The following is a 19121-nucleotide window of genomic DNA, read 5'->3' as shown; positions in this document are numbered from 1 at the left end:
GTCAACGGCATATCCTCACTTTTATTGCTAATCTTTGAATCCAGGTTGGCGAGAATGTTTGCCCGCCGCTGGAGCCCGAGGGATTTGCGCCTGTCATCAGCGAGGCCGCGGCGCGTCACCGGCTGAAGAAGCGGGGCGGTCCTTGGAGGGCCGAGGAAGGCGGCCGGGGCCCCGGGGGCCCTCCCGTCAGTCGCCCCAGGGGCCGTCGTCCGCTCGGGACGGATTTGTCCCGGCGAGACTAGTTGCCTGGGGCACGTCCCCACTCTAAGAGACTCGATAGATATGGCGATGAACGAGCGTTACGAGCCGCAGGCGATTGAAGGTAAGTGGCAGACCCGTTGGGACGACGCGGGCATCTTCCGGGCAGGCAGCCGCCCCGGGGCACCCAAGAAGTACGTGCTCGAGATGCTGCCGTACCCCAGCGGGAAGATGCACATGGGGCATGTCCGCAACTACCTGCTCGGGGACGTGTACGCGCGTTACTTCCGGATGAAGGGCTTCGACGTGCTGCATCCCATGGGCTGGGATGCGCTCGGCCTGCCGGCCGAGAACGCGGCCATCAAGGACGGCGTGCACCCGGCGGTGCGCACGGCCGAGAACATCGCGTCCTTCAAGAAGGAAGTTAAGAGTCTGGGCTACTGCTACGACTGGGAACGCGAGGTCAACACCGGCGCGCCCGAGTACTACCGCTGGAATCAGTGGTTCTTCATCCAGATGCTGGAGCGTGGGCTCGTCTATCGCCGCTTCAGCAGGGTGAACTGGTGTACCGGTTGCCACACCGTCATCGCCAATGAGCAGGTGAAGGACGGCGTCTGCGAGCGCTGCGACTCCCCCGTGGTGGACAAGGAGATGCCCGAGTGGGCGTTCCGCATCACCCGGTACTCGCAGGAGTTGCTGGACGCGCTGGACACGCTCAAGGAGTGGCCCCACCGCATCACCGCCGCGCAGCGGAACTGGATTGGCCGTTCGGACGGTGCCGAGGCCGACTTCCGGCTGCAGGGGCACGACGCCGCGCTGCGCGTGTTCACCACCCGTATCGACACCATCTTCGGCTGCACCTACGTGGTGCTGGCGCCGGACCACAAGCTGGTGGCCCAGGTGACAACGCCGGAGCGCCGCGCGGAGGTGGAGGCTTTCGCCAAGCGCATGGCCGCCCAGTCCAAGACGGAGCGCCTGGGCGAGGGCACGGAGAAGGAGGGGGTCTTCACCGGCGCCTACGCGGAAAATCCCTTCACCGGGCAGGCGGTCCCCATCTGGATCGCCAACTTCGTGCTGAGCGACTACGGCACCGGTGCGGTGATGAGCGTGCCCGCGCATGACGAGCGCGACTTCGCCTTCGCGCGCAAGTACAGCCTGCCCGTGAAGGTCGTCATCCAGCCCGCGTCCGGTGACAAGCTCCCGCCGGGTGACGAGCTTGAGGCGGCCTATACGGAGTACGGCGTCCTGGAGGATTCCGGCGCCTACACGGGTCAGACGTCCGAGCAGGCGCGTCAGGCCATGGCCGCGTCGCTGGAGAAGGACGGCAAGGGCAAGGCAACGGTGACGTACCGCCAGAAGGACTGGGGCTTCAGCCGCCAGCGCTACTGGGGCACGCCCATCCCCATCGTCTACTGCGAGAAGTGCGACCCGGACCGCAACGGCATCCCGGTGCCTCTGGACCAACTGCCCGTGCGTCTGCCGGAGATCGACACCCAGGCGGTGCTCACCGGCAAGGGTGAGCCGCCGCTGGCGAAGGTGACCTCGTGGGTGAACACCACGTGTCCGAAGTGCGGCGGGCCTGCCCGGCGCGAGGCGGAGACGATGGACACCTTCGTCGACTCCTGCTGGTACTTCGCGCGCTACCTGTCTCCGCACTACGACGCGGCGCCGTTCGACCCGAAGGAGGCCCAGCGCTTCCTGCCCGTGGACATCTACGTGGGTGGCCCCGAGCACGCGGTGATGCACCTGCTCTACTTCCGCTTCTGGACGCGGGTGATGAAGCTGCTGGGGCTGAGCCCCGTGGACGAGCCCGTCACGCGGCTCATCACCCAGGGCATCGTCAACGGTCCGGATGGCCGGAAGATGTCCAAGCGGTGGGGCAACGTGGTGGCGCCTTCTTCCATCGTCCAGCGGTACGGCGCGGACACGGCGCGGGCCTACGTGCTGTTCGCGGGCCCGCCGGAGCGCGACTTCGACTGGTCCGATGAGCAGGTGGAAGGCGTGTTCCGCTTCCTCAAGCGCGTCTGGACGCTGGCCGCCACACACCAGGCGGCGGCCGCAGGTGCCACCCATGACGGGCCCTACGAAGGCAAGGCGCTGGAGATCCGCCGCGCCGCCCACAAGACGCTGAAGCGGGTGGGGGAGGCCATCGAGCGCCTGTCCTTCAATACGGCCATCGCCGGCATCATGGAAGGCGTCAACGCGCTCGCCGCACAGGGGACGCCTGAGACGGCCGCGGAGAAGGCCGCCATGGCGGAGGCCGTGCGGTTGCTGGCGGCGGTGCTCACGCCGTTCGCGCCGCACATCGCGGACGAAATCGCGGAGGCCTACGGCAGCAAGGACTTCACCGTCGCGCAGGCCTGGCCGGAGTTCGACCCGGCGCTGGTGGTGGACGACGTCATCCCCTACGCCGTGCAGGTGAATGGCAAGTTGCGCGCGGAGATTCGCGTGGCCGCGGACGCGGCGGAGGCGGACGTGCGCGCCGCGGCGGAAGCGGATGAGAAGATCCAGGCGGCTCTGGCGGGGAAGACGCTGCGCAAGTTCGTCTTCGTCCCCAAGCGCCTCGTGAACTTCGTCGCCACCTGAGCGGGGACCCGGGTGCCTGCCGAGGTTCTCGTCATGTGTGGTGCATGTGGGCGGCCCCAACCGGCGGGCCGCCCGCGGTGCATTGCCTGCGAGGCCGTGCTTCCCGAAGCGCCCCTTCCCGGGGGCCCGGCACCGGAGGAGCCGTTCTTCGTCGCGGACCTGGGCGGAGGGCGCATGCTTTCCGGCCAGGGGACGCGGCTCTTCTATCAACCGCACCCGTCGGTCATGGTGCCTCCCGTGGAGCTGGACTCGCTGCGGGAGGCGCGGCTGGAGTCGCGCTACTTCCGGGAGGCGCTGGCGTTGACCGTCTTCGCCTTGCTGGGCCTGTGGGCGCAGCCCGTCGCGCTGAAGGTGCTGGGGTTGGGCATGGCGGCGCTGGGCGTCCTGCTGGCGTTGACGTGCCGTTCACACGGGCTCGTCCTGGTGCCTCGGCAGGGGGCGCAGGTGCGCTGGCCCTTGGGGTTGGCGCGGCGGGGCTCTCCCCGGGACACGCGGCTGCTGGCGGCGTGGACGTCGTTGGCGGAGGCCCTGCGGGTGCGCGGCGTGGCTGTCGACGGTGAGTCGTCACCGCCGCCGCCTCCATCGACACAAGACGGTGGCCCTCTGTCTTGACGGGCCGATCGGGCCGGGTAGGGTGCCGCGCATGTCGCGACCCTGCGCTGTCGGACCCCGGCGCCTTCGAATTGGCGTGGTGGTGGGAATGTGGGTAGCCGCGGGCTGTGGCTACCGCCTGGCGCCTCGCGGAGACGGTCTACCGGCCAGCGTGACGTCCCTCTGCGCGCCTGTCTTCGTCAACGCGACGCCCGAGCCCACGCTGGAAACCGTCTTCACGCGCTTCCTACGGCAGGAGCTGATCCGCGTGGGTCGGCTGGGCAGCGCGGAGTCCTGCGACGGGCGCATGGAGGGCACGGTGCTGTCGGTGGCGAACACGCCCACGACCGTTGTGGGCAGGAGCGCGAGCCCGGGCTTCTTCTTCCGCGTCTCTGCTCGGGCGCAGATCCGCGTGGTGAAGGACGGACAGGTCCTCAAGCAGACGGAGGTCTTCGGGTCCGAGGACTATGTGCTGGGAAGCGGAGACATCCTGGAGGCGGAGGCGAACCGGCAGGTCGCGCTCGAGCGCCTCGCGGAGGTCTTGATGCGGGACGGGTACGACCGGCTCGCGGGCGCCTGGTGAGGAGGCAAGAGCCTCCTCCCGGCAGCCTGCACGCATGAAGCAGGGCCACGCGAGGTGGCCCCGAGGCTTCGACTAGGCCTGCGCGCGGGCGGCCTTGGTGGCGGCCTTCGCGAGACGCGAGATGCGGCGGGAAGCGGTGCGCTTGTGCAGCACGCCCTTGGTGGCGGCCTTGTTCAGCGCCTTGGCGGCCGACTTGATGGCGTCCGTCAGCTTCGCCCCATCCTTGCTGCCGAGCGCCTCGCGGGCGGACTTGACGGCGGTCTTCACCTCACCGCGCACGGTGACGTTGCGCGCACGGCGCTTCAGGGACTGACGGTGACGCTTCTCTGCGGACTTGGTGTTGGCCAAGAGAAATCTCCAGCGGTAATGGCAGGCTAAAAGAGGGGCCGTCCTTACTGCGACGCCTCGCAGGCGTCAAGACGGGTGTGGGCCTCCAGCCGGGATTTCCGGGCTCTGGACGCCCCGCCGAGGGTACCTGCGAGGAAAATCACTCTACCGAAGTCGTATATTCCCACACCAGCCCCGCGGGATCCTGAAAGGAGAGTCGGCCGGCCTGGTGCTGGATCAGCCGACTCCCCGGAATCTCCGCGAGGATGCCGGGGAGCCGCTCCACCGCCGCCTGGGAGGGGGCCGTCAGGGTCAGCCTCAGGCCCGTCGTGGGCGTCCCCACCGCTTCGAAGGCGATCCGAAGGCCCCCGTCTTCATAAAGGACCTGATCCGCTTCCGGAGCCCTGCGGCGGGTCCACCCCAGCCGGGGCGCCAGGGCGTCCCAGAAGGCGCGCTGCGCGGGAAGATCCGCCACGGCCAGCCGCAGCGTGGTGACGGGCGCGCGAGGAACCCAGGTCGGAGAAGGCAGCGCCTTTTCGCGCGCCTTGGCCTCCTGCCAGTGGCGCTCCATGTGCTCCAGGGTGGCATCCCCCAGGGCGACACCCTCGGCGCGGAGGGCGGACTCGATGTGCTGGAAGCGGGCGGTGAAGCGGCGGATGGCCATCCGCAGCGCGTCCTCGGCTGGCGCCCCGACGAAGCGCGCGAGGTTGGCGAGCGAGAACAGCACGTCCCCCAGCTCGTGCTCGATGGCATCCCGATCATTCGCGGCGATGGCCTCGTCCAGCTCGCCCAGCTCCTCCGTCAGCTTGGCGCGCACGCTGGCGACGTCCGGCCAGTCGAAGCCGATGCGGCTGGCCTTCTCCGTGAGCCGCTCGGCACGCATCAGCGCCGGGGCGGCGACGGGGACGCCGTCCAGCACCGAGCCCTCCCGGCCCGTCTTGCGCTTCTTCTCCGCGGCCTTCAGCTTGGCCCAGTTGTCCAGGACCTGCTCGGCGCCCTCCATGCGCTGGCCGTTGCCGAAGACATGGGGATGCCGGCTGACCAGCTTGTCGCCAATGGCCTTCGCCACATCGGCCAGGGAGAACTCCCCCAGTTCCGAGGCGAGCTGGGCGTGGAAGACAATCTGGAAAAGCAGGTCTCCCAGTTCTTCACAGAAGGTCCGCCAGGAGCCGCCGTAGGCGACCCGGTCCATCTCCTCCAGGACCTCGAAGGCCTCTTCCAGGAGGTAGGGCCGCAGCGAGCGCAGGTCCTGTTCGCGATCCCACGGGCAGCCGCCTTCCGCGCGCAGCTGCCGCATGATGTCGACCAGTCGCTCCAGCTCCGCCCCGGGGTTCAGCGTCGTGTCCGCCATGCACGTTCCTGTAGCACGCAGGGGTCTGGTGCTGTCCGGCAAACGCGGCAGGTGGGCAGCCGGGCTGGCGTTCGTTTTCGCGCTTGGCCCTGGGTCGCCTACAATCCACCCCCTGGATGATCCGCCTGCCGCTTCTTGCCCTCCTTCTCAGTGGCTTCACGCTTCTGGTGCCCGTCGTGGCGTCCGCGCAGCTGGAAGCCCCCACGCGCCTTCCCGAGGTGGATCCGGGCCCCATGGAGCCCGACCTGCGGGACGAGTCCATGGATCCGGTGGATGACGCCGCCTACGCGGAGGACGCGCCGGAAGAAGACGTCTCCGCCGCGGAGGATGCCTCCACCGAGGACGCCGCCGACGCGCCCAGGGCGCCCGCGCGCAATGTCAGGGCCGTTGAATCGGCCCCCGCCAATGGCCGGACTCCCGCGGCGGCCAGTCCTTCGCCGGTCGAGGAACCCACGGTCATCACCCCCAGGCCGGTGACGCTGAGTCCGGTGCTGGCGCCACGGGTGACGGATGCGGACCTGGAAGCCATCTGGAACCGGTGGCGGCAGGCCCGCGCGACGAATGATCGGGACGCCGCGGCGGCGGCCCTCAAGGAACTGCGGACGTTGCGCGTCGAGCTGGCCGCCACGGACCTGGAGCCCCTGAGCGTGGGCTTCCTCCGTGAAGCGGCCGTGCGCCGCCGCGCGGGGGACATTGCCGGCGCGGTGCGGCTGGCGGAGGTGGCGGTCGAGCTGTCGCCGGGGCTGCCCTACGCGCGCTTCGAGCTCGCGGAGCTCTACGCCTTGGAGAAGCCGGGCGAGGTGTCCCGCTCGTTGGGGCAGGTTCGGCAGGCGCTGACGACACTGGCGCAGGATGCTCGCTATCGTCGGCCCGTGTTGGCGGACCTGGGCGCCCTGGTGCTGCTGGCCTGGGGGGCCACCGCGGTGCTGCTGATGGGCTTGTTCTTCCTACGGAAGCTCCGTTACGCGCTGCATGACTTCCACCACCTGCTGCCGCGAGTCGTCTCCCGGTGGCAGTCCCTGGTCCTGGGGCTGCTTCTCTTGAGCCTGCCGTGGGTGCTGGGGCTGGGTGTGCTGCCCGCGCTGCTGGTGATGCTGGCCACCGTGTCCCTCTATCTCTCGCGCACGGAGCGGGTGGTGGCGGCGGTGCTGGTGGCGGGCGTGGGGCTCTTGCCGCTGGCGGCGGGGCAACTCGCGCGTGTCACGGCGTTCGCGGGCACGCCGGCCGAGGACGTGTACCTCCTGGAGCGGGGCGGCCTGTCCGCCGAGGAGGCGCGGGCGCGCGTGCTGGCGCGGATGGCGTCCCGCTCGGCGACGTTCGCGGAGGTGCTGTCGCTGGCGTACTTCGAATCCCGGCGCGGCTTGCTGGAAGAGGCGAGGACGCACTTCAAGGCGGCTTCGGCGCTGAAGAACTCGGATGCGCGCCTGCTCACGCGCTTCGGCAACACCCTGGTCGCGCTGGGAGACGCGGATGGTGCGGCGCTGCTCTACGTGCAGGCCTCGCAGTCCGCGCCGGACCTGGCGGCTCCGCACTACAACCTGGCGCAGGTGGTCCGCCGCAGGGCGAAGACGCTGCCGGACTCGGAGGTCGGCAAGGAGCTGGATCGCGCTGCCACGGCCATGGCCTCGGCGCAGGCACTGGATGGAGCGCTGCTGGTCCGGGACCCGCCGCCGGAGGACCGGCTGCTCCTCAACCTGCTGCTGCTGGCCCCGCAGCTGGGGGAGTCCGACTGGCTTCCGCTCGCGGATGGCACGGGGGCGGGGCGCCAGGTGGAGACGCAGCTGTCGCGCTGGCTGCTCCCGGGGCTTCCGCCCGGGCCCATGGCCTCCGCGGGGGCCGTGGCGCTGGCGGTGCTGCTGGCCCTGTGGGGCTTCGCGGGGGACCGCTTGAAGGCGGCCAAGGTATGTGAGCGCTGTGGCCGCGCGGTGTGCGTGCGCTGCGACCCGGAGCTGGGTGTGGGCAGCAAGCAGTGTGGCCAGTGCGTCAACGTCTTCTCCCGCCGGGGGCTGGTGCCGCAGCAGCTGCGGGCGCGCAAGCAGCTCCAGGTGGACCGACATCAGGCCTGGACGGGCCGTGTGGCGTACGTCCTGGGCGCGGTGCTGTCCGGCGCGGGGCACGTGGCCTCGGGTGTGCCGGTCCGCGGCGCGCTGTATGCGTTCGGCTTCCTCTTCGCGCTGGCCGCGGTGCTCCTGCACCAGGGCCTGGTGAGGGGGCCCTATGGTGAAGCCCCCCTCTACCTCAAGCTCGCGCCCGCGGCGTTGCTGCTGCTGGGTGTCCACCTGCTGTCGTTGCGCGGTCTGCGCCGTCTGCGGCGGGGGGAGTGAACGGCGATGTCCCTGCAAGGCACACTGAAGGACTTTGGTATTGGCGACATCCTGCAGCTCATCGGGCAGCAGCAGAAGACGGGCACGCTCCACGTCCGCGCCAAGGACCAGGAAGTGCGCATCGGCTTCAACGATGGCCACATCATCAAGGCGGAGAGCGTCACCCGGAAGCGCAAGGAGCTCATCGGCGCCATGCTGGTGCGCTCGGAGCTCATCACCGAGACGCAGCTCGAGGCGGCCCTGGAGACGCAGCGCCGCACGCTCAAGCGGCTGGGGGACGTGCTTGTCTCCAGCCAGGCCCTCACCGCCGAGCGCTTCCAGGCGATGATGCAGCTTCAGGCCACGGAGACCCTCTACCGCCTCTTCACCTGGAAGTCGGGCACCTACGAATTCATCCAGGAGCCCGTGGAGCCGGACGCGGAAGCCATCCATCCGTTGCGCGCCGAGACGGTGCTCATGGAGGGCTTCCGGATGGTGGATGAGTGGCCTGTCATCCGGCAGAAAATCCACCGCGACGACCTGATCTTCGAACGCATCAAGGCCCTGCCTCAGCCGCGCGGAGAAGAGGGTGGGGAGCTGGGCGCCATCGGTCCTTCGGAGCGGCGCATCTACGATGAACTTTCGCCCGGGAGGGATTTGCGGAAGCTGGTGGACATCTCCTGCCTGGGCGAGTTCGAGACCTGCAAGGCGCTCTACAACCTGGTGAAGGGCGAGTACGTCCGGCCGATTCTTCCGGAGGGCGCCCCGGCCCCCGTTCCTGGGGACCAGCGCCTGCTTGCTCGCGTGGCGGGGCCGGTGGGACGCCTCGTCGCCACCGTGGGGGTGCTGGCGGCGGTGGTGCTGGTGGTGCCCCGGGCCGTGCGCCTGGGCCCCGAAGCGGGCGTTGCCGCGGTATTTGCGGACTCAGCGGCCCAACGTCATGTTTCCCAGGCCCAGCGCGTCCGCATCGAGGCCGCGCTCGAGGTGTTTCGCCTGGAACGCGGTGAGCTGCCCGAGCGTCTGGATTCTTTGGTGCAGGCTGGACTGTTGAAACCGGGCGAACTGAAATACCCGTGGCGGGAAGAGTACTATTACCGGCGGTTGGCCGCTCGGCAGTTCATTCTCCTGCCACCCTTGCGCTAGTCCTGACACAAAGTCGTCTTTCGCGGCCCTGGGGGCGGCGTTACGTTGGTGTCAGCCGTAGCGACATAGACCGAGGAAGAATCCGCATTGCGAAATCCCGCCACGTTGGAAGCGCCCGAAGTGCTTACCGCCTCCGCCAAGGTGGACGTTCGTGACAACGCGACCGCCCTGGCCCTCTGCGGCAACCAGAACGAAAACCTCAAGTTGATGGAGCGGCGCCTCGGGGTCCGGGTGGGACAACGCGGCACGGAGTTCCATCTCTCCGGCCCATCCGACGCCGTCGCCTTCTCCGTCCGCCTCCTGGAGAACCTGGAGGAGATGATCCGCGCCGGCCGCCCCGTCTACCGGGAGGACGTGGAGCAGGGTATCAAGGTGCTCGGCCGCGGCGCGGAGTCCTTGCAGGAGGTCATGCTGGGCCCGGTGCTCAAGAGCTCCGGCAACCGGCAGATCTCCCCCAAGAGCATCAACCAGAAGCGCTACGTGGACGCCATCCGCTCCCACGACATCGTCTTCGGCATCGGCCCCGCGGGCACGGGCAAGACGTACCTCGCCATGGCCATGGCGGTCGCCTTCCTCCAGGAGCGCAAGGTCAAGCGCATCATCCTGGCGCGCCCCGCGGTGGAGGCGGGTGAGAAGCTGGGCTTCCTGCCAGGAGACCTGCAGGAGAAGGTGAATCCCTACCTGCGGCCGCTCTACGACGCGCTGCACGACATGATGGCGGCCGAGCGCGCCGCGCACCTGCTGGAGCAGGGCGTGGTGGAAGTGGCCCCGCTGGCCTTCATGCGTGGCCGCACGCTCAACGACGCGTTCGTCATCCTGGACGAAGCCCAGAACACGACAGTGGAACAGATGAAGATGTTCCTCACGCGCCTGGGCTACAACAGCAAGGCCGTCATCACCGGTGACGTGACGCAGGTGGACCTGCCCACGGGGAAGATGTCCGGGTTGAACCATGCGCGCGCGGTGCTGAAGAACATCGACGGCATCCACTTCGCGGAGTTCTCAGAGGTGGACGTCGTCCGCCACCCCCTGGTCCAGGAAGTCATCCGCGCCTACGACCGGGCGGACGTCGCCCAGCGCGAAGCCCAGGCGGCTCGGGAAGCAGCAACCGCTGCCGCCCAGGTGCCCACCGCGACGCGGGTCACCACCGCCGAGCCCGTTGCCGTCGAGTAACGGTGCCAAGACCTACCTGCGCCCACCCGCGCGTACCCTGCCGGGCGGGCGTACTCCATCCCACCCTTGCGAATATTCCCAGGCGCTGCGTCCTTGAAGGATCCGCGACGCCTTATCTAGGGTGAGGACCCCCATGGCCGAATCGGAAACGCAGCCCCCCGGGCGCAGTCCACTGGATGCGCTCGCCGAACGCCTCGGACTGGACAACGGCGTCTGGGGGCGGCGCGCCATCCAGGTCCTTCTCCTGCTCGCCGTCTCCGTTGGCGCGGGCTTCGTCATCTCGCCGGGCCTCTACAGTCAGCAGATTCCGGCGCTGGCGGAGGAGAACCTCGGCAAGCCGTTCCGAGCCAGCTCGCCCGCCGGCTTCAAGGCCGCGCGGGACTACGAGGTCGTCCACCGCGCCATGACGCAGCAGCGGCGCCAGGACGCGCGCGCGGCCGTCAAACCGGTATACGACCTGAACCCCGCCGTCCTGGGGCAGCTGCGGTCGACGGTGAGCTCCGCCTTCTCGTCCATGCGGCTGCATCTGGACGAGCTCGCGGAGGCGCAGTCCGACTCGGAACCCGAGGAGCGCGAGACGACCCGCCGACGCAAGCCCGCCGCGTCCCCGGAGATGCTGGAGCTGGAGCGCAGCACCCGCGAGAAGATGCGGGCGGAGCTCCAGGAGCGTTTCTTCGGCAAGCGCGACGCCGTGCTGGAGGCCGAGGACTTCCAGGCGCTCTATGCCACCCGCTTCTCGCAGGAGGCGGAGACGGCCACGCTGCTGGTGCTGGAGCGGGCGTATCGCTCCGAGCGCGGCGCGGTCCATGTGGCGGGCTCCCGGGAGGAGCTGGCGCGGGAGGCGCATCAGGGCCTCACCGTCCGCGACGTGGTGAACAAGGCCGAGGAGTCCCTGACGGGGGGCTCCACCCAGGTGGTGGACGTCCCCGAGGCGCACCAGGAGATGGAGCGCTTCGCCTCGGTGCCCGGTAACCTGATGCCGGACGCGCCGGGCGTTCAGCGCCGCGCCATCCTCCGGCTGGCCCAGCGGCTGGTCCGGCCGAACCTCACCATCAACATCGCGGAGTCGGACGCGCGCCGGAACCAGGCGGCCCAGGCGGTGAAGGACGCCGTCATCTCCATCAAGAAGGGCCAGCGCGTCATTGGCGACGGTGAGCTGGTCAATGAGTCGCACCTGGTCATCCTGCGCGGCATGCGCGCGGAGACGGACCGGCTGGACCTGGTCCAGCTTCAGGTGGGCGGCACGGGCCTGGTGGGCCTGCTCATCGTCTCGACGTACTTCTTCTGCCGCGCCGCGTTCCGGCGCTTCCGCCCCACGCGCAAGGACGGCGTGCTGCTGGGCCTGCTGCTGTTGGGGCTGCTGGGCCTGCTGCAAATCTGGGTGTCCATCGCGGACGCGGTACAGGACCGCTACACCGCGCTGCCCATCGAGGCCTTCTATTACGCCTTCCCGGTGGCGGCCGGCGCCATGCTGGTGCGCTTCATCCTCACGCAGGAGCTGGCGCTCTTCTTCGCGCTCGTCTTCGCCTGCCTCACCGGAGTGATGCTGGGCAACTCGCTGGCCTTCGGCATCTTCACGCTGGTGGGTTCGCTGGTGGCGGCCGACCGCATCGTGAAGGCGAAGGACCGCGTGGGCATCTTCCGCGCGGGTCTGGTGACGGGCGCGGTGAACCTGGTGGCGGTGCTCTTCCTCTTCCTCGTGGAAGGCAAGGGCCTGTCGGCCGACACCCTCATCACCGCGGTGAGCGCCTTCGCGGGCTCCTCGCTGGCGGTGCCGGTGATGGTGATGGCGCTCACGCCGCTCATCGAGGCCACCTTCGGCTACGCGTCGGACATCAAGCTGCTGGAGCTGGCCAACCTGAACCACCCGGCGCTCAAGGAGCTCATCGTCCAGGCGCCCGGCACGTACCACCACTCCATCATCATCGGCTCGCTGGTGGAGAACGCGGCGGAGACGATTGGGGCCAACCCGCTGCTGGCGCGCTCGTGTGCGTACTACCACGACATCGGCAAGGGCCGGAATCCGCTCTACTTCGGGGAGAACCAGAAGGGTGAGAACCGCCATGACGCGCTCGCGCCGGCGATGAGCGCGGTCATCATCAAGCGCCACGTGACGGAGGGCCTGGAGATGGCCCGTCAGTACCGGCTGCCCAAGCTGGTGGCGGATGCGATTCCGCAGCACCACGGCACGCGCACGGTGGGTTACTTCTACCACAAGGCATTGAAGGAGCAGGAGGGCAAGGAAGGTGCTCCGCCCATCGACGAGAGCATCTACCGCTACCCGGGTCCGAAGCCTCAGTTCCGCGAGGCGGCGCTGGTGATGATCGCCGACGCGGTGGAGGCCTCCACGCGCTCCATGACGGACCCCACCACGCCCAAGCTCCACGCGCAGGTGCAGAAAATCATCAACCTCATCTTCTCCGAGGGTCAGCTCGATGAGTGTGACCTGACGCTGAAGGACCTCAACCTCATCTCGCAGTCCTTCCTGCACACGCTCGAGGGCATCTACCACACGCGTCCGGCCTATCCGGCGGGCGCCGTGGGTGGGGGCAAGGCGCCGCCGTTGGTGGTGGCGGGCGCGGTGCCTCGGCCCGTGGAAGGCAAGGACAAGGCGCGGACCGCGGGGGGAGCATGAGCGGGGCACGAAGGGGCAATGGCGTGAGATTGCGCAAGGGGAAGCTGATTCCCCGTGACGACGGCAAGCGCATCGAGGAGTTCGTGGGCGCGGCCACCACCAGCACGGACTCCGCGTCCGTCGCGCGGATGCTGGCGCCCCCCGGATGGTCCGAACCCGCGCAGCGCCCCGAGTTCGACGAGGTCGTCATCGTCCTCACGGGCGAGCTGACCATCGTGGTGGAGGGCCGCCGCGAGCGCATCCCCGCGGGCGAGGTCGGCCTGGTGCCGCGCGGCAAGCGCGTGGTGTACCGCAACGACGGCCAGGGCGCGTGTGACTACTGGTCGGTGTGCGCCCCCGCGTTCCGCCCGGAGCTGGCACACATGGAGGCGCCCAAGCCCCGCGTGCAGGCGAACCACGTCACCATCCAGGTGGCGCACGGCCAGGGCCGGGACTTCGCGCGCCTGTTGACCACCTGGGCCAAGGACTACCTGGTGCAGCTCGAGCTGTCCGGCGTGGAGTTGTCCCTGTCCCTGGTGGATGACCGGGCCATCCGCAGGCTCAACCGCACCTGGCGCCAGAAGGACAAGGCGACGGACGTGCTGAGCTTCCCCGCGGGCGACCTGCCCAAGGGCACACCCGGACCGCGCCCGCTGGGGGACGTGGTCATCTCCCTGGACACGGCGAAGCGGCAGGCCAAGGAGTACGGCCGCTCGCTGGAGGCGGAGATGGCGCGCTACCTGGCGCACGGCCTGCTCCACCTGCTGGGGCACGACCACGAGCGCCCCCGGGACGCCAAGCGCATGGCGGCCCTGGAGGAACAGCTCCTGGGCGAGCGGGGCATGGTGGCGGACTCGCTCCAGGTGGATGCCAAGGCCCGCCGCGCCCGCAGCCTCATGTAGGCCCTCCGCCGGCTCCCCGCTGGACAATCCAGTATCCATCCCGTTGAGCCGGGCGGCGTGCGTGATAGGTAGGCGGCCTCCCGCGTGTTGGACCAAGCCATGCTCCGCCCATCACTCATTGCCTCTTGCCTGCTCGGCCTGCTGCTCCTGGCGGCGCCCGCGCGCGCGGCCTCCATGCCGCCGTGGGGCACGGGCGAAAGCCAGGGCGAGGACCTGGCCATCCTCCTGGTGACGTTCAGTCCCGGGGATGACGTGCCGTCCTGGTGGGGCCACGGCTCGCTGGTGGTGGAGGACCGGCGGCGGCAGATGTCGCGCCTCTACAACTACGGCATGTTCTCCTTCGACGAGGCCATGCTCGCGCGCTTCGCCATGGGCCGGCTGGAGTTCTGGGTGGGCCAGTCGTCGGTGGGCGGCACCTTCCGCTACTACCAGGCCGAGGACCGCGACGTCCGCGTGCAGGAACTCAACCTCACGCCCGAGCAGCGCGTCGTCGTGGCGAAGCGGCTGGCGGACAACGTGCTCCCGGAGAACCGCGAGTATCTGTACCACCACTACAACGACAACTGCGTCACGCGGCTGCGGGACATGATTGACGTGGCCACGGGCGGCCAGCTCCGTGAGGCGGACCGGGCACCGGGGCGGATGACGCTGCGCGAGCACACCCGGCGCTACACCGCGGTGAACGCGCCCATGAGCGTGCTGCTCGACTTCATGATGAACGACGAGATTGACCGTCCCATCACGAAGTGGGAGGAGGCCTTCCTCCCGGACGAACTGGAGGCCCAGGTCGCGGCGCTCCAGGTGAAGGGCGCGGACGGGCAGCTGGCGTCGCTCGCGGCGAAGAGCTGGAACCACTACGAATCCTCCAAGCGTCAGCGTCCGCCGGCGGAGCCTCCCCCGTGGGGCCCGTGGATTCTCGCGCTGGGCCTGGCCCTGGGCAGCCTGGCGGTCGGGCTTGCGGTGTGGGAGCGCCAGCGGGGCAGCCGCGTGGCCCGCCTGCTGCTCGGGCTGGAGAACGCCGTGGTGGGGCTGGCGCTCGGGTTGCCGGGCACCGCGCTGTTCATCATGGGGCTGGTGACAGACCACACGGTGACCTACCGCAACGAGAACCTCTTCCTGGCCAACCCGCTGACGCTGCTGGCGCTGCCCTTCGGCGTGGCCCTGACGTGGGGCAGCCAGAAGGCCCGCGCGCGCCTGTTCAAGGTGTGGACGCTGCTGGCCGCCCTGGGCGTGCTGGGCGTGGTGCTCAAGGTGTTGCCGCCCTTCGACCAGGACAACTGGCGGCTCATCGCACTCATCCTGCCCATCTCCCTGGGCATGGCGGGCGCATTTGGTTTGGACCGGGTGCTGGCGCGCCTTCCCGGGGCGGACCGCGCGTCAGCCGGACGGCGGGATGCCGTCGCATCGCTGAAGACTCCCTAAAGGACACGGAAAGAAGCCATGGCGAACGATTCGATGGAGAAGATCAACGGCCTCAGGGAGCGTGTGTTGGCGCTCCGGGGGCATCTTTGACCTCGACCGCAAGCGGTCCCGTATCGCGCTGATTGAACGCGAGTCCACGCTGCCCACCTTCTGGGACGACAACACCAAGGCGCAGGCGCTCCTGAAGGAGAAGGCCACGCTGGAGGCCAGCGTCGGCGCCTACGACAAGGTGATGCGCGGCCTGGATGACGCGCAGGTGCTCTTCGAGCTGGCCGCCGAGGCCAACGACGAAGCCACCACCCAGGAGGCGGAAGGCTCCCTCACGGGGCTGGAGGGCGACGTCGCCAAGCTGGAGTTGGCGCGCATGCTGTCCGGCGAGCAGGACCGCAGCAGCTGCTTCATGGACATCAACGCCGGCGCCGGTGGCACGGACTCCATGGACTGGGCGGCCATGCTCCTGCGCATGTACACCCGCTACGGCGAGAACAAGGGCTGGAAGGTCGAAATCAACGACGAGGTGCCGGGGGAAGAGGCGGGCTTCAAGAACGTCTCCCTGCGCATCGAAGGTGACTTCGCCTACGGCTACCTGAAGGCGGAAGTCGGCGTGCACCGGCTGGTGCGGATTTCGCCCTTCGACGCCAACGCGCGCCGGCAGACGGCCTTCGCGTCCGTGGACGTCTATCCGGAGGTGGATGACACCATCCAGATCGACATCCCGGAGAAGGACATCGATCTGAAGTTCATCCGCGGCGGCGGCGCGGGCGGCCAGAAGGTGAACAAGACGTCGTCCACCGCGCAGCTGCGCCACCTGCCCACCGGCATCATCATCACCTGCCAGACGGAGCGCTCCCAGTCGGCCAACAAGGACATGGCCTTCAAGATTCTGCGGGGCCGCCTGTACGAACTGGAGATGAAGAAGCGCGAGGCCGCGCGTGACGCCGCCGAGGCGCAGAAGAAGGACATCTCCTTCGGCTCGCAGATCCGCTCCTACGTGCTGGCGCCGTACCGCATGGTCAAGGACCTGCGCACCGGCATCGAGACGGGCAACGTGGACGCCGTGCTGGATGGGGACCTGGAGGAGTTCGTCACTGCCCAGCTCCTGGGCGTGAAGAACCCCAACCGCAGCGCGGGCGCGGACTAGGCGCCGCGCCTCACCGTTTCCTCGCCTTCGCCCGGAACCTTTTCCGCGGCCCTGCTGTCGGAGGGCCGCGGGGCAGGGGACAGGGTAGGCTGAGGGACGGCGGCACCTCCTGCGGAGGGGCTGTCGCGGGAGGACACGGGTGTCATCGGGCGGCGTGCTCGAAATCGGACAGGAAGAGGCCGCCGCCGCGGACGCGTCCGAGTCGCGCCGTCAGGACGCGGCGCTCTTGGCCCGGCTGCGCCGCGGGGAGCCGGACGCCTTCGAGCTATTGGTGCGCACCCACCAGGACCGGCTCTACGACTTCTGCGTCCGCATGGTGGGAGACCGTGAGGAAGCCCACGACCTGGTGCAGGAAATCTTCGTCAGCGTGCACCAGAACGTCCGCCGCTTCCGCGAGGACTCGAAGCTGTCCACCTGGCTGTTCCGCATCACCCGCAACCACTGCATCAACCGGCTCAAGTACCTGAAGCGCCGGGGCCGGGGCCGCTCCGAAGTGTTCGACGAGGCCGCGGCCCTGCTCTCCGAGGGCGGGGGCACCGCGCCCGGCCCGGATGCCGCCCTGGAGTCCGCGCGCGAGCGCGCCCGGGTGCAGTGGGCCATCTCCCAGCTGGAGCCGGACGCGCGCATGCTGGTGGCGCTGCGCGACATCGAAGGCCTCAGCTACGACGAAATCATCGACATCACCGAGCTACCGGAGGGCACGGTGAAGAGCCGGCTCCACCGGGCCCGGGAAAAGCTGGCGGAACTCCTGGGGCGGCTTGAGCCATGAACGGCATTCATCGCAGACTGCGGGACGTGGAACCGCGGATGAACCATCGCGAGGCGAGGGCCCTGTTCCTCGCGCTCGCCGACGACGAGCTTCCCGCCCCCAAGGCGGAGGAGGTTCGCACCCACCTGGACGGCTGCGACGACTGCCGCCAGGGTTGGCAGCGCTATTCCAGCACGGTGCAGCGGCTCCAGCACGTGGAGCGTGAGAAGGCCCCGCCCGCGCTCGCCTCCCTGGTGATGAACCGTGTGCGTCGCAAGCGCCGCTTCGGTCTGCGGGGCCTGCACACGGTGCACATGAACCACCGCCTCCCGGTGGAGGTCCTCATCCCGCTGCTGCTGGCGGCCGCCGTGGCCGCCTTCCTGGTGCTGGTCGCTCCCTGAGCGGCCTTCCGCTGTGTTGCGTTGCTTCCCGGGGGAGGCTTGGCTACGGTGCCGCGCCTTTGGGAAAGCGCGTCATGGCCGAGACCGAAAACAAGAGCGAGAAGAGTGCGGGCGAGGGCGACCTCGGGACGAAGGAACAGGAAATCTACGACCAGCGGCTGGAGAAGGCCGCCAAGTGGCGCGAGGCCGGCTTCAATCCGTACGGCAACGGCTACCGTCCCCAGCACCAGGCCGCCGAAATCCACGAGAAGCACGCCGCTCAGTCCGCCGAGGAAATCGAGCAGGCCGCGCCTCCGCCCTATGACGTCGCCGGTCGCGTCGTGGCCATGCGCTCCTTCGGCAAGGCCGCCTTCATCAAGCTGCGCGACCGCTCGGGCGAAATCCAGGTCCACATGAAGAAGGACGCCTTGGGGGACTCCTATGAGACCTTCAAGCTCTGTGACTTGGGCGACTTCCTGGCCGCCACCGGCCCGGTGTTCCGTTCGAAGACGGGCGAGCTGACGCTGTCCGCCACGAAGTTCACTCCGCTCACCAAGTCCCTGCGGCCCCTGCCGGAGAAGTGGCACGGCCTGACGGATGTGGAGATTCGCTACCGTCAGCGGTACCTGGACCTCGTGTCCAACCCGGACGTGAAGCAGACCTTCCTGCGGCGCAACAAGCTTATCCGTTTCATCCGCGACTTCCTCGACACGCGTGACTTCGTCGAAGTCGAAACGCCGATGATGCACCCGCTCGTGTCCGGCGCGGCGGCGCGGCCCTTCACCACGCACCACAACGCGCTCGACATCGACCTGTACATGCGCATCGCCCCGGAGCTGTATCTCAAGCGCCTGGTGGTGGGCGGCCTGGATCGCGTCTACGAGGTCAACCGCAACTTCCGCAACGAAGGCATCAGCACCCGGCACAACCCCGAGTTCACGATGCTGGAGTTCTATCAGGCGTACGCCACGTACGAGGACCTGATGGACCTCTCCGAGGAGATGATTTCGGAGGCCGCCAAGGCCGTCACCGGCGACACGAAGGTGAAGTACGGCGACCACGTGCTCGACTTCGGCAAGGGCTGGAAGCGCATCTCCATGACGGAGGCCATCCGCGAGGTGGTGAGCGGCCTGTCCGACAAGGACATGGCGGACGCGGACCGGCTGCGCCACGAGCTGCTCAAGACGAGCCACTCGGAGGCCGAGCGCCGGGCCATCGACACCATGAACCACGGTGAGCTGGTGGGCGCGCTCTTCGAGCACCACGTCGAGCACACGCTCATCCATCCCACCTTCATCACCCATTTCCCCACCGCCGTCTCGCCGCTGGCCCGTCGCAATGACCAGAACCCGGACGTGACGGACCGCTTCGAGCTGTACGTGGCGGGCCGCGAAATCGCGAACGCCTTCTCCGAGCTGAACGACCCGCTGGACCAGAAGGGCCGCTTCCAGGCCCAGCTGGACGCGAAGCAGCGGGGCCAGCAGGAGACCATGGACTACGACGAGGACTACATCCGGGCCCTCGAGCACGGCATGCCGCCCACTGCCGGTGAAGGCATCGGGATTGATCGGCTCGCCATGCTGTTCACGGATTCGCAGAGCATCCGGGACGTCATCCTGTTTCCCCTCCTCAAGCCACTGGCGAAGTAGCCAGGAGGCC

At 68.9% G+C, this 19121-nt stretch carries 15 protein-coding genes; 13 read left to right on the top strand and 2 right to left on the bottom strand.

Features of this window, described 5'->3' with window-relative positions; translation table 11 throughout:
* The first annotated feature begins 282 nt into the window (after positions 1-282).
* The 3 genes from leuS to lptE all read left to right on the top strand — a co-directional run bounded on the left by leuS (position 283) and on the right by lptE (position 3958).
* Complete coding sequence (gene leuS, locus BHS09_RS24005; protein ID WP_140799158.1) at positions 283-2784, top strand: leucine--tRNA ligase; 2502 nt, start codon at positions 283-285, stop codon at positions 2782-2784.
* Positions 2785-2880: 96 nt separating this feature from the next.
* The gene (locus tag BHS09_RS24000; RefSeq protein WP_237079795.1) at positions 2881-3396 is read left to right on the top strand and encodes a hypothetical protein; all 516 of its coding nucleotides are present in this window, start codon (positions 2881-2883) and stop codon (positions 3394-3396) included.
* Positions 3397-3484: 88 nt separating this feature from the next.
* A complete protein-coding gene (gene lptE / locus BHS09_RS23995) occupies positions 3485-3958 on the top strand; it encodes an LPS assembly lipoprotein LptE (RefSeq protein WP_237078450.1) in 474 nt (157 codons plus the stop codon).
* Between the two features lie 72 nt (positions 3959-4030).
* Here lptE and rpsT read toward each other — a convergent pair whose 3' ends face one another.
* Both rpsT and mazG read right to left on the bottom strand, forming a co-directional pair.
* Positions 4031-4306, bottom strand: a complete 276-nt coding sequence (gene rpsT, locus BHS09_RS23990) for a 30S ribosomal protein S20 (RefSeq protein ID WP_140793561.1) — start codon at positions 4304-4306, stop codon at positions 4031-4033.
* A 139-nt stretch (positions 4307-4445) separates the two neighbouring features.
* Positions 4446-5636, bottom strand: coding sequence for a nucleoside triphosphate pyrophosphohydrolase (gene mazG / locus BHS09_RS23985; RefSeq protein ID WP_140799154.1), 1191 nt, complete (start codon positions 5634-5636; stop codon positions 4446-4448).
* A gap of 116 nt (positions 5637-5752) precedes the next feature.
* Here mazG and BHS09_RS23980 point away from each other — a divergent pair, with 116 nt between their 5' ends.
* The 10 genes from BHS09_RS23980 (at position 5753) to lysS (ending at position 19111) form a co-directional block, all read left to right on the top strand.
* On the top strand, positions 5753-7960 hold the full coding sequence (locus tag BHS09_RS23980; protein WP_237079794.1) for a hypothetical protein: 2208 nt from the start codon (positions 5753-5755) through the stop codon (positions 7958-7960).
* A 6-nt stretch (positions 7961-7966) separates the two neighbouring features.
* Positions 7967-9082, top strand: a complete 1116-nt coding sequence (locus BHS09_RS23975; RefSeq protein ID WP_140799151.1) for a DUF4388 domain-containing protein — start codon at positions 7967-7969, stop codon at positions 9080-9082.
* An 87-nt stretch (positions 9083-9169) separates the two neighbouring features.
* Positions 9170-10255 carry a PhoH family protein gene (locus BHS09_RS23970; protein ID WP_140793553.1) on the top strand — a complete coding sequence of 362 codons (1086 nt, stop codon included), beginning with the start codon at positions 9170-9172 and terminating at the stop codon, positions 10253-10255.
* Positions 10256-10388: 133 nt separating this feature from the next.
* Entirely contained in the window at positions 10389-12890 is a 2502-nt protein-coding gene (locus BHS09_RS23965) for an HD family phosphohydrolase (protein WP_174260581.1), read from the top strand.
* Positions 12887-13771, top strand: coding sequence for an rRNA maturation RNase YbeY (gene ybeY / locus BHS09_RS23960; RefSeq protein ID WP_174258879.1), 885 nt, complete (start codon positions 12887-12889; stop codon positions 13769-13771). Before BHS09_RS23965 ends, ybeY begins: the two co-directional genes overlap by 4 nt.
* Before the next feature lie 99 nt (positions 13772-13870).
* Positions 13871-15193 carry an Lnb N-terminal periplasmic domain-containing protein gene (locus tag BHS09_RS23955; RefSeq protein WP_140793547.1) on the top strand — a complete coding sequence of 441 codons (1323 nt, stop codon included), beginning with the start codon at positions 13871-13873 and terminating at the stop codon, positions 15191-15193.
* Between the two features lie 18 nt (positions 15194-15211).
* Positions 15212-16334 (top strand): peptide chain release factor 2 gene (gene prfB, locus BHS09_RS23950; protein WP_237079793.1). Its coding sequence is split into 2 segments (ribosomal slippage): positions 15212-15280 and positions 15282-16334, totalling 1122 coding nucleotides; the frame shifts between segments, so codons are not numbered across the junction.
* A gap of 139 nt (positions 16335-16473) precedes the next feature.
* Complete coding sequence (locus BHS09_RS23945) at positions 16474-17103, top strand: RNA polymerase sigma factor (RefSeq protein WP_140793543.1); 630 nt, start codon at positions 16474-16476, stop codon at positions 17101-17103.
* Positions 17104-17141: 38 nt separating this feature from the next.
* Entirely contained in the window at positions 17142-17483 is a 342-nt protein-coding gene (locus BHS09_RS23940) for an anti-sigma factor family protein (RefSeq protein WP_140793541.1), read from the top strand.
* Between the two features lie 74 nt (positions 17484-17557).
* The gene (gene lysS, locus BHS09_RS23935; RefSeq protein WP_140793539.1) at positions 17558-19111 is read left to right on the top strand and encodes a lysine--tRNA ligase; all 1554 of its coding nucleotides are present in this window, start codon (positions 17558-17560) and stop codon (positions 19109-19111) included.
* The last annotated feature ends 10 nt before the right edge of the window (positions 19112-19121 follow it).

The sequence above is a fragment of the Myxococcus xanthus genome, assembly GCF_006402735.1.
Taxonomy (GTDB): domain Bacteria; phylum Myxococcota; class Myxococcia; order Myxococcales; family Myxococcaceae; genus Myxococcus; species Myxococcus xanthus_A.
Note: the sequence above shows the minus strand (reverse complement) of the source record. Positions and strands in the feature narration are given on the sequence as shown.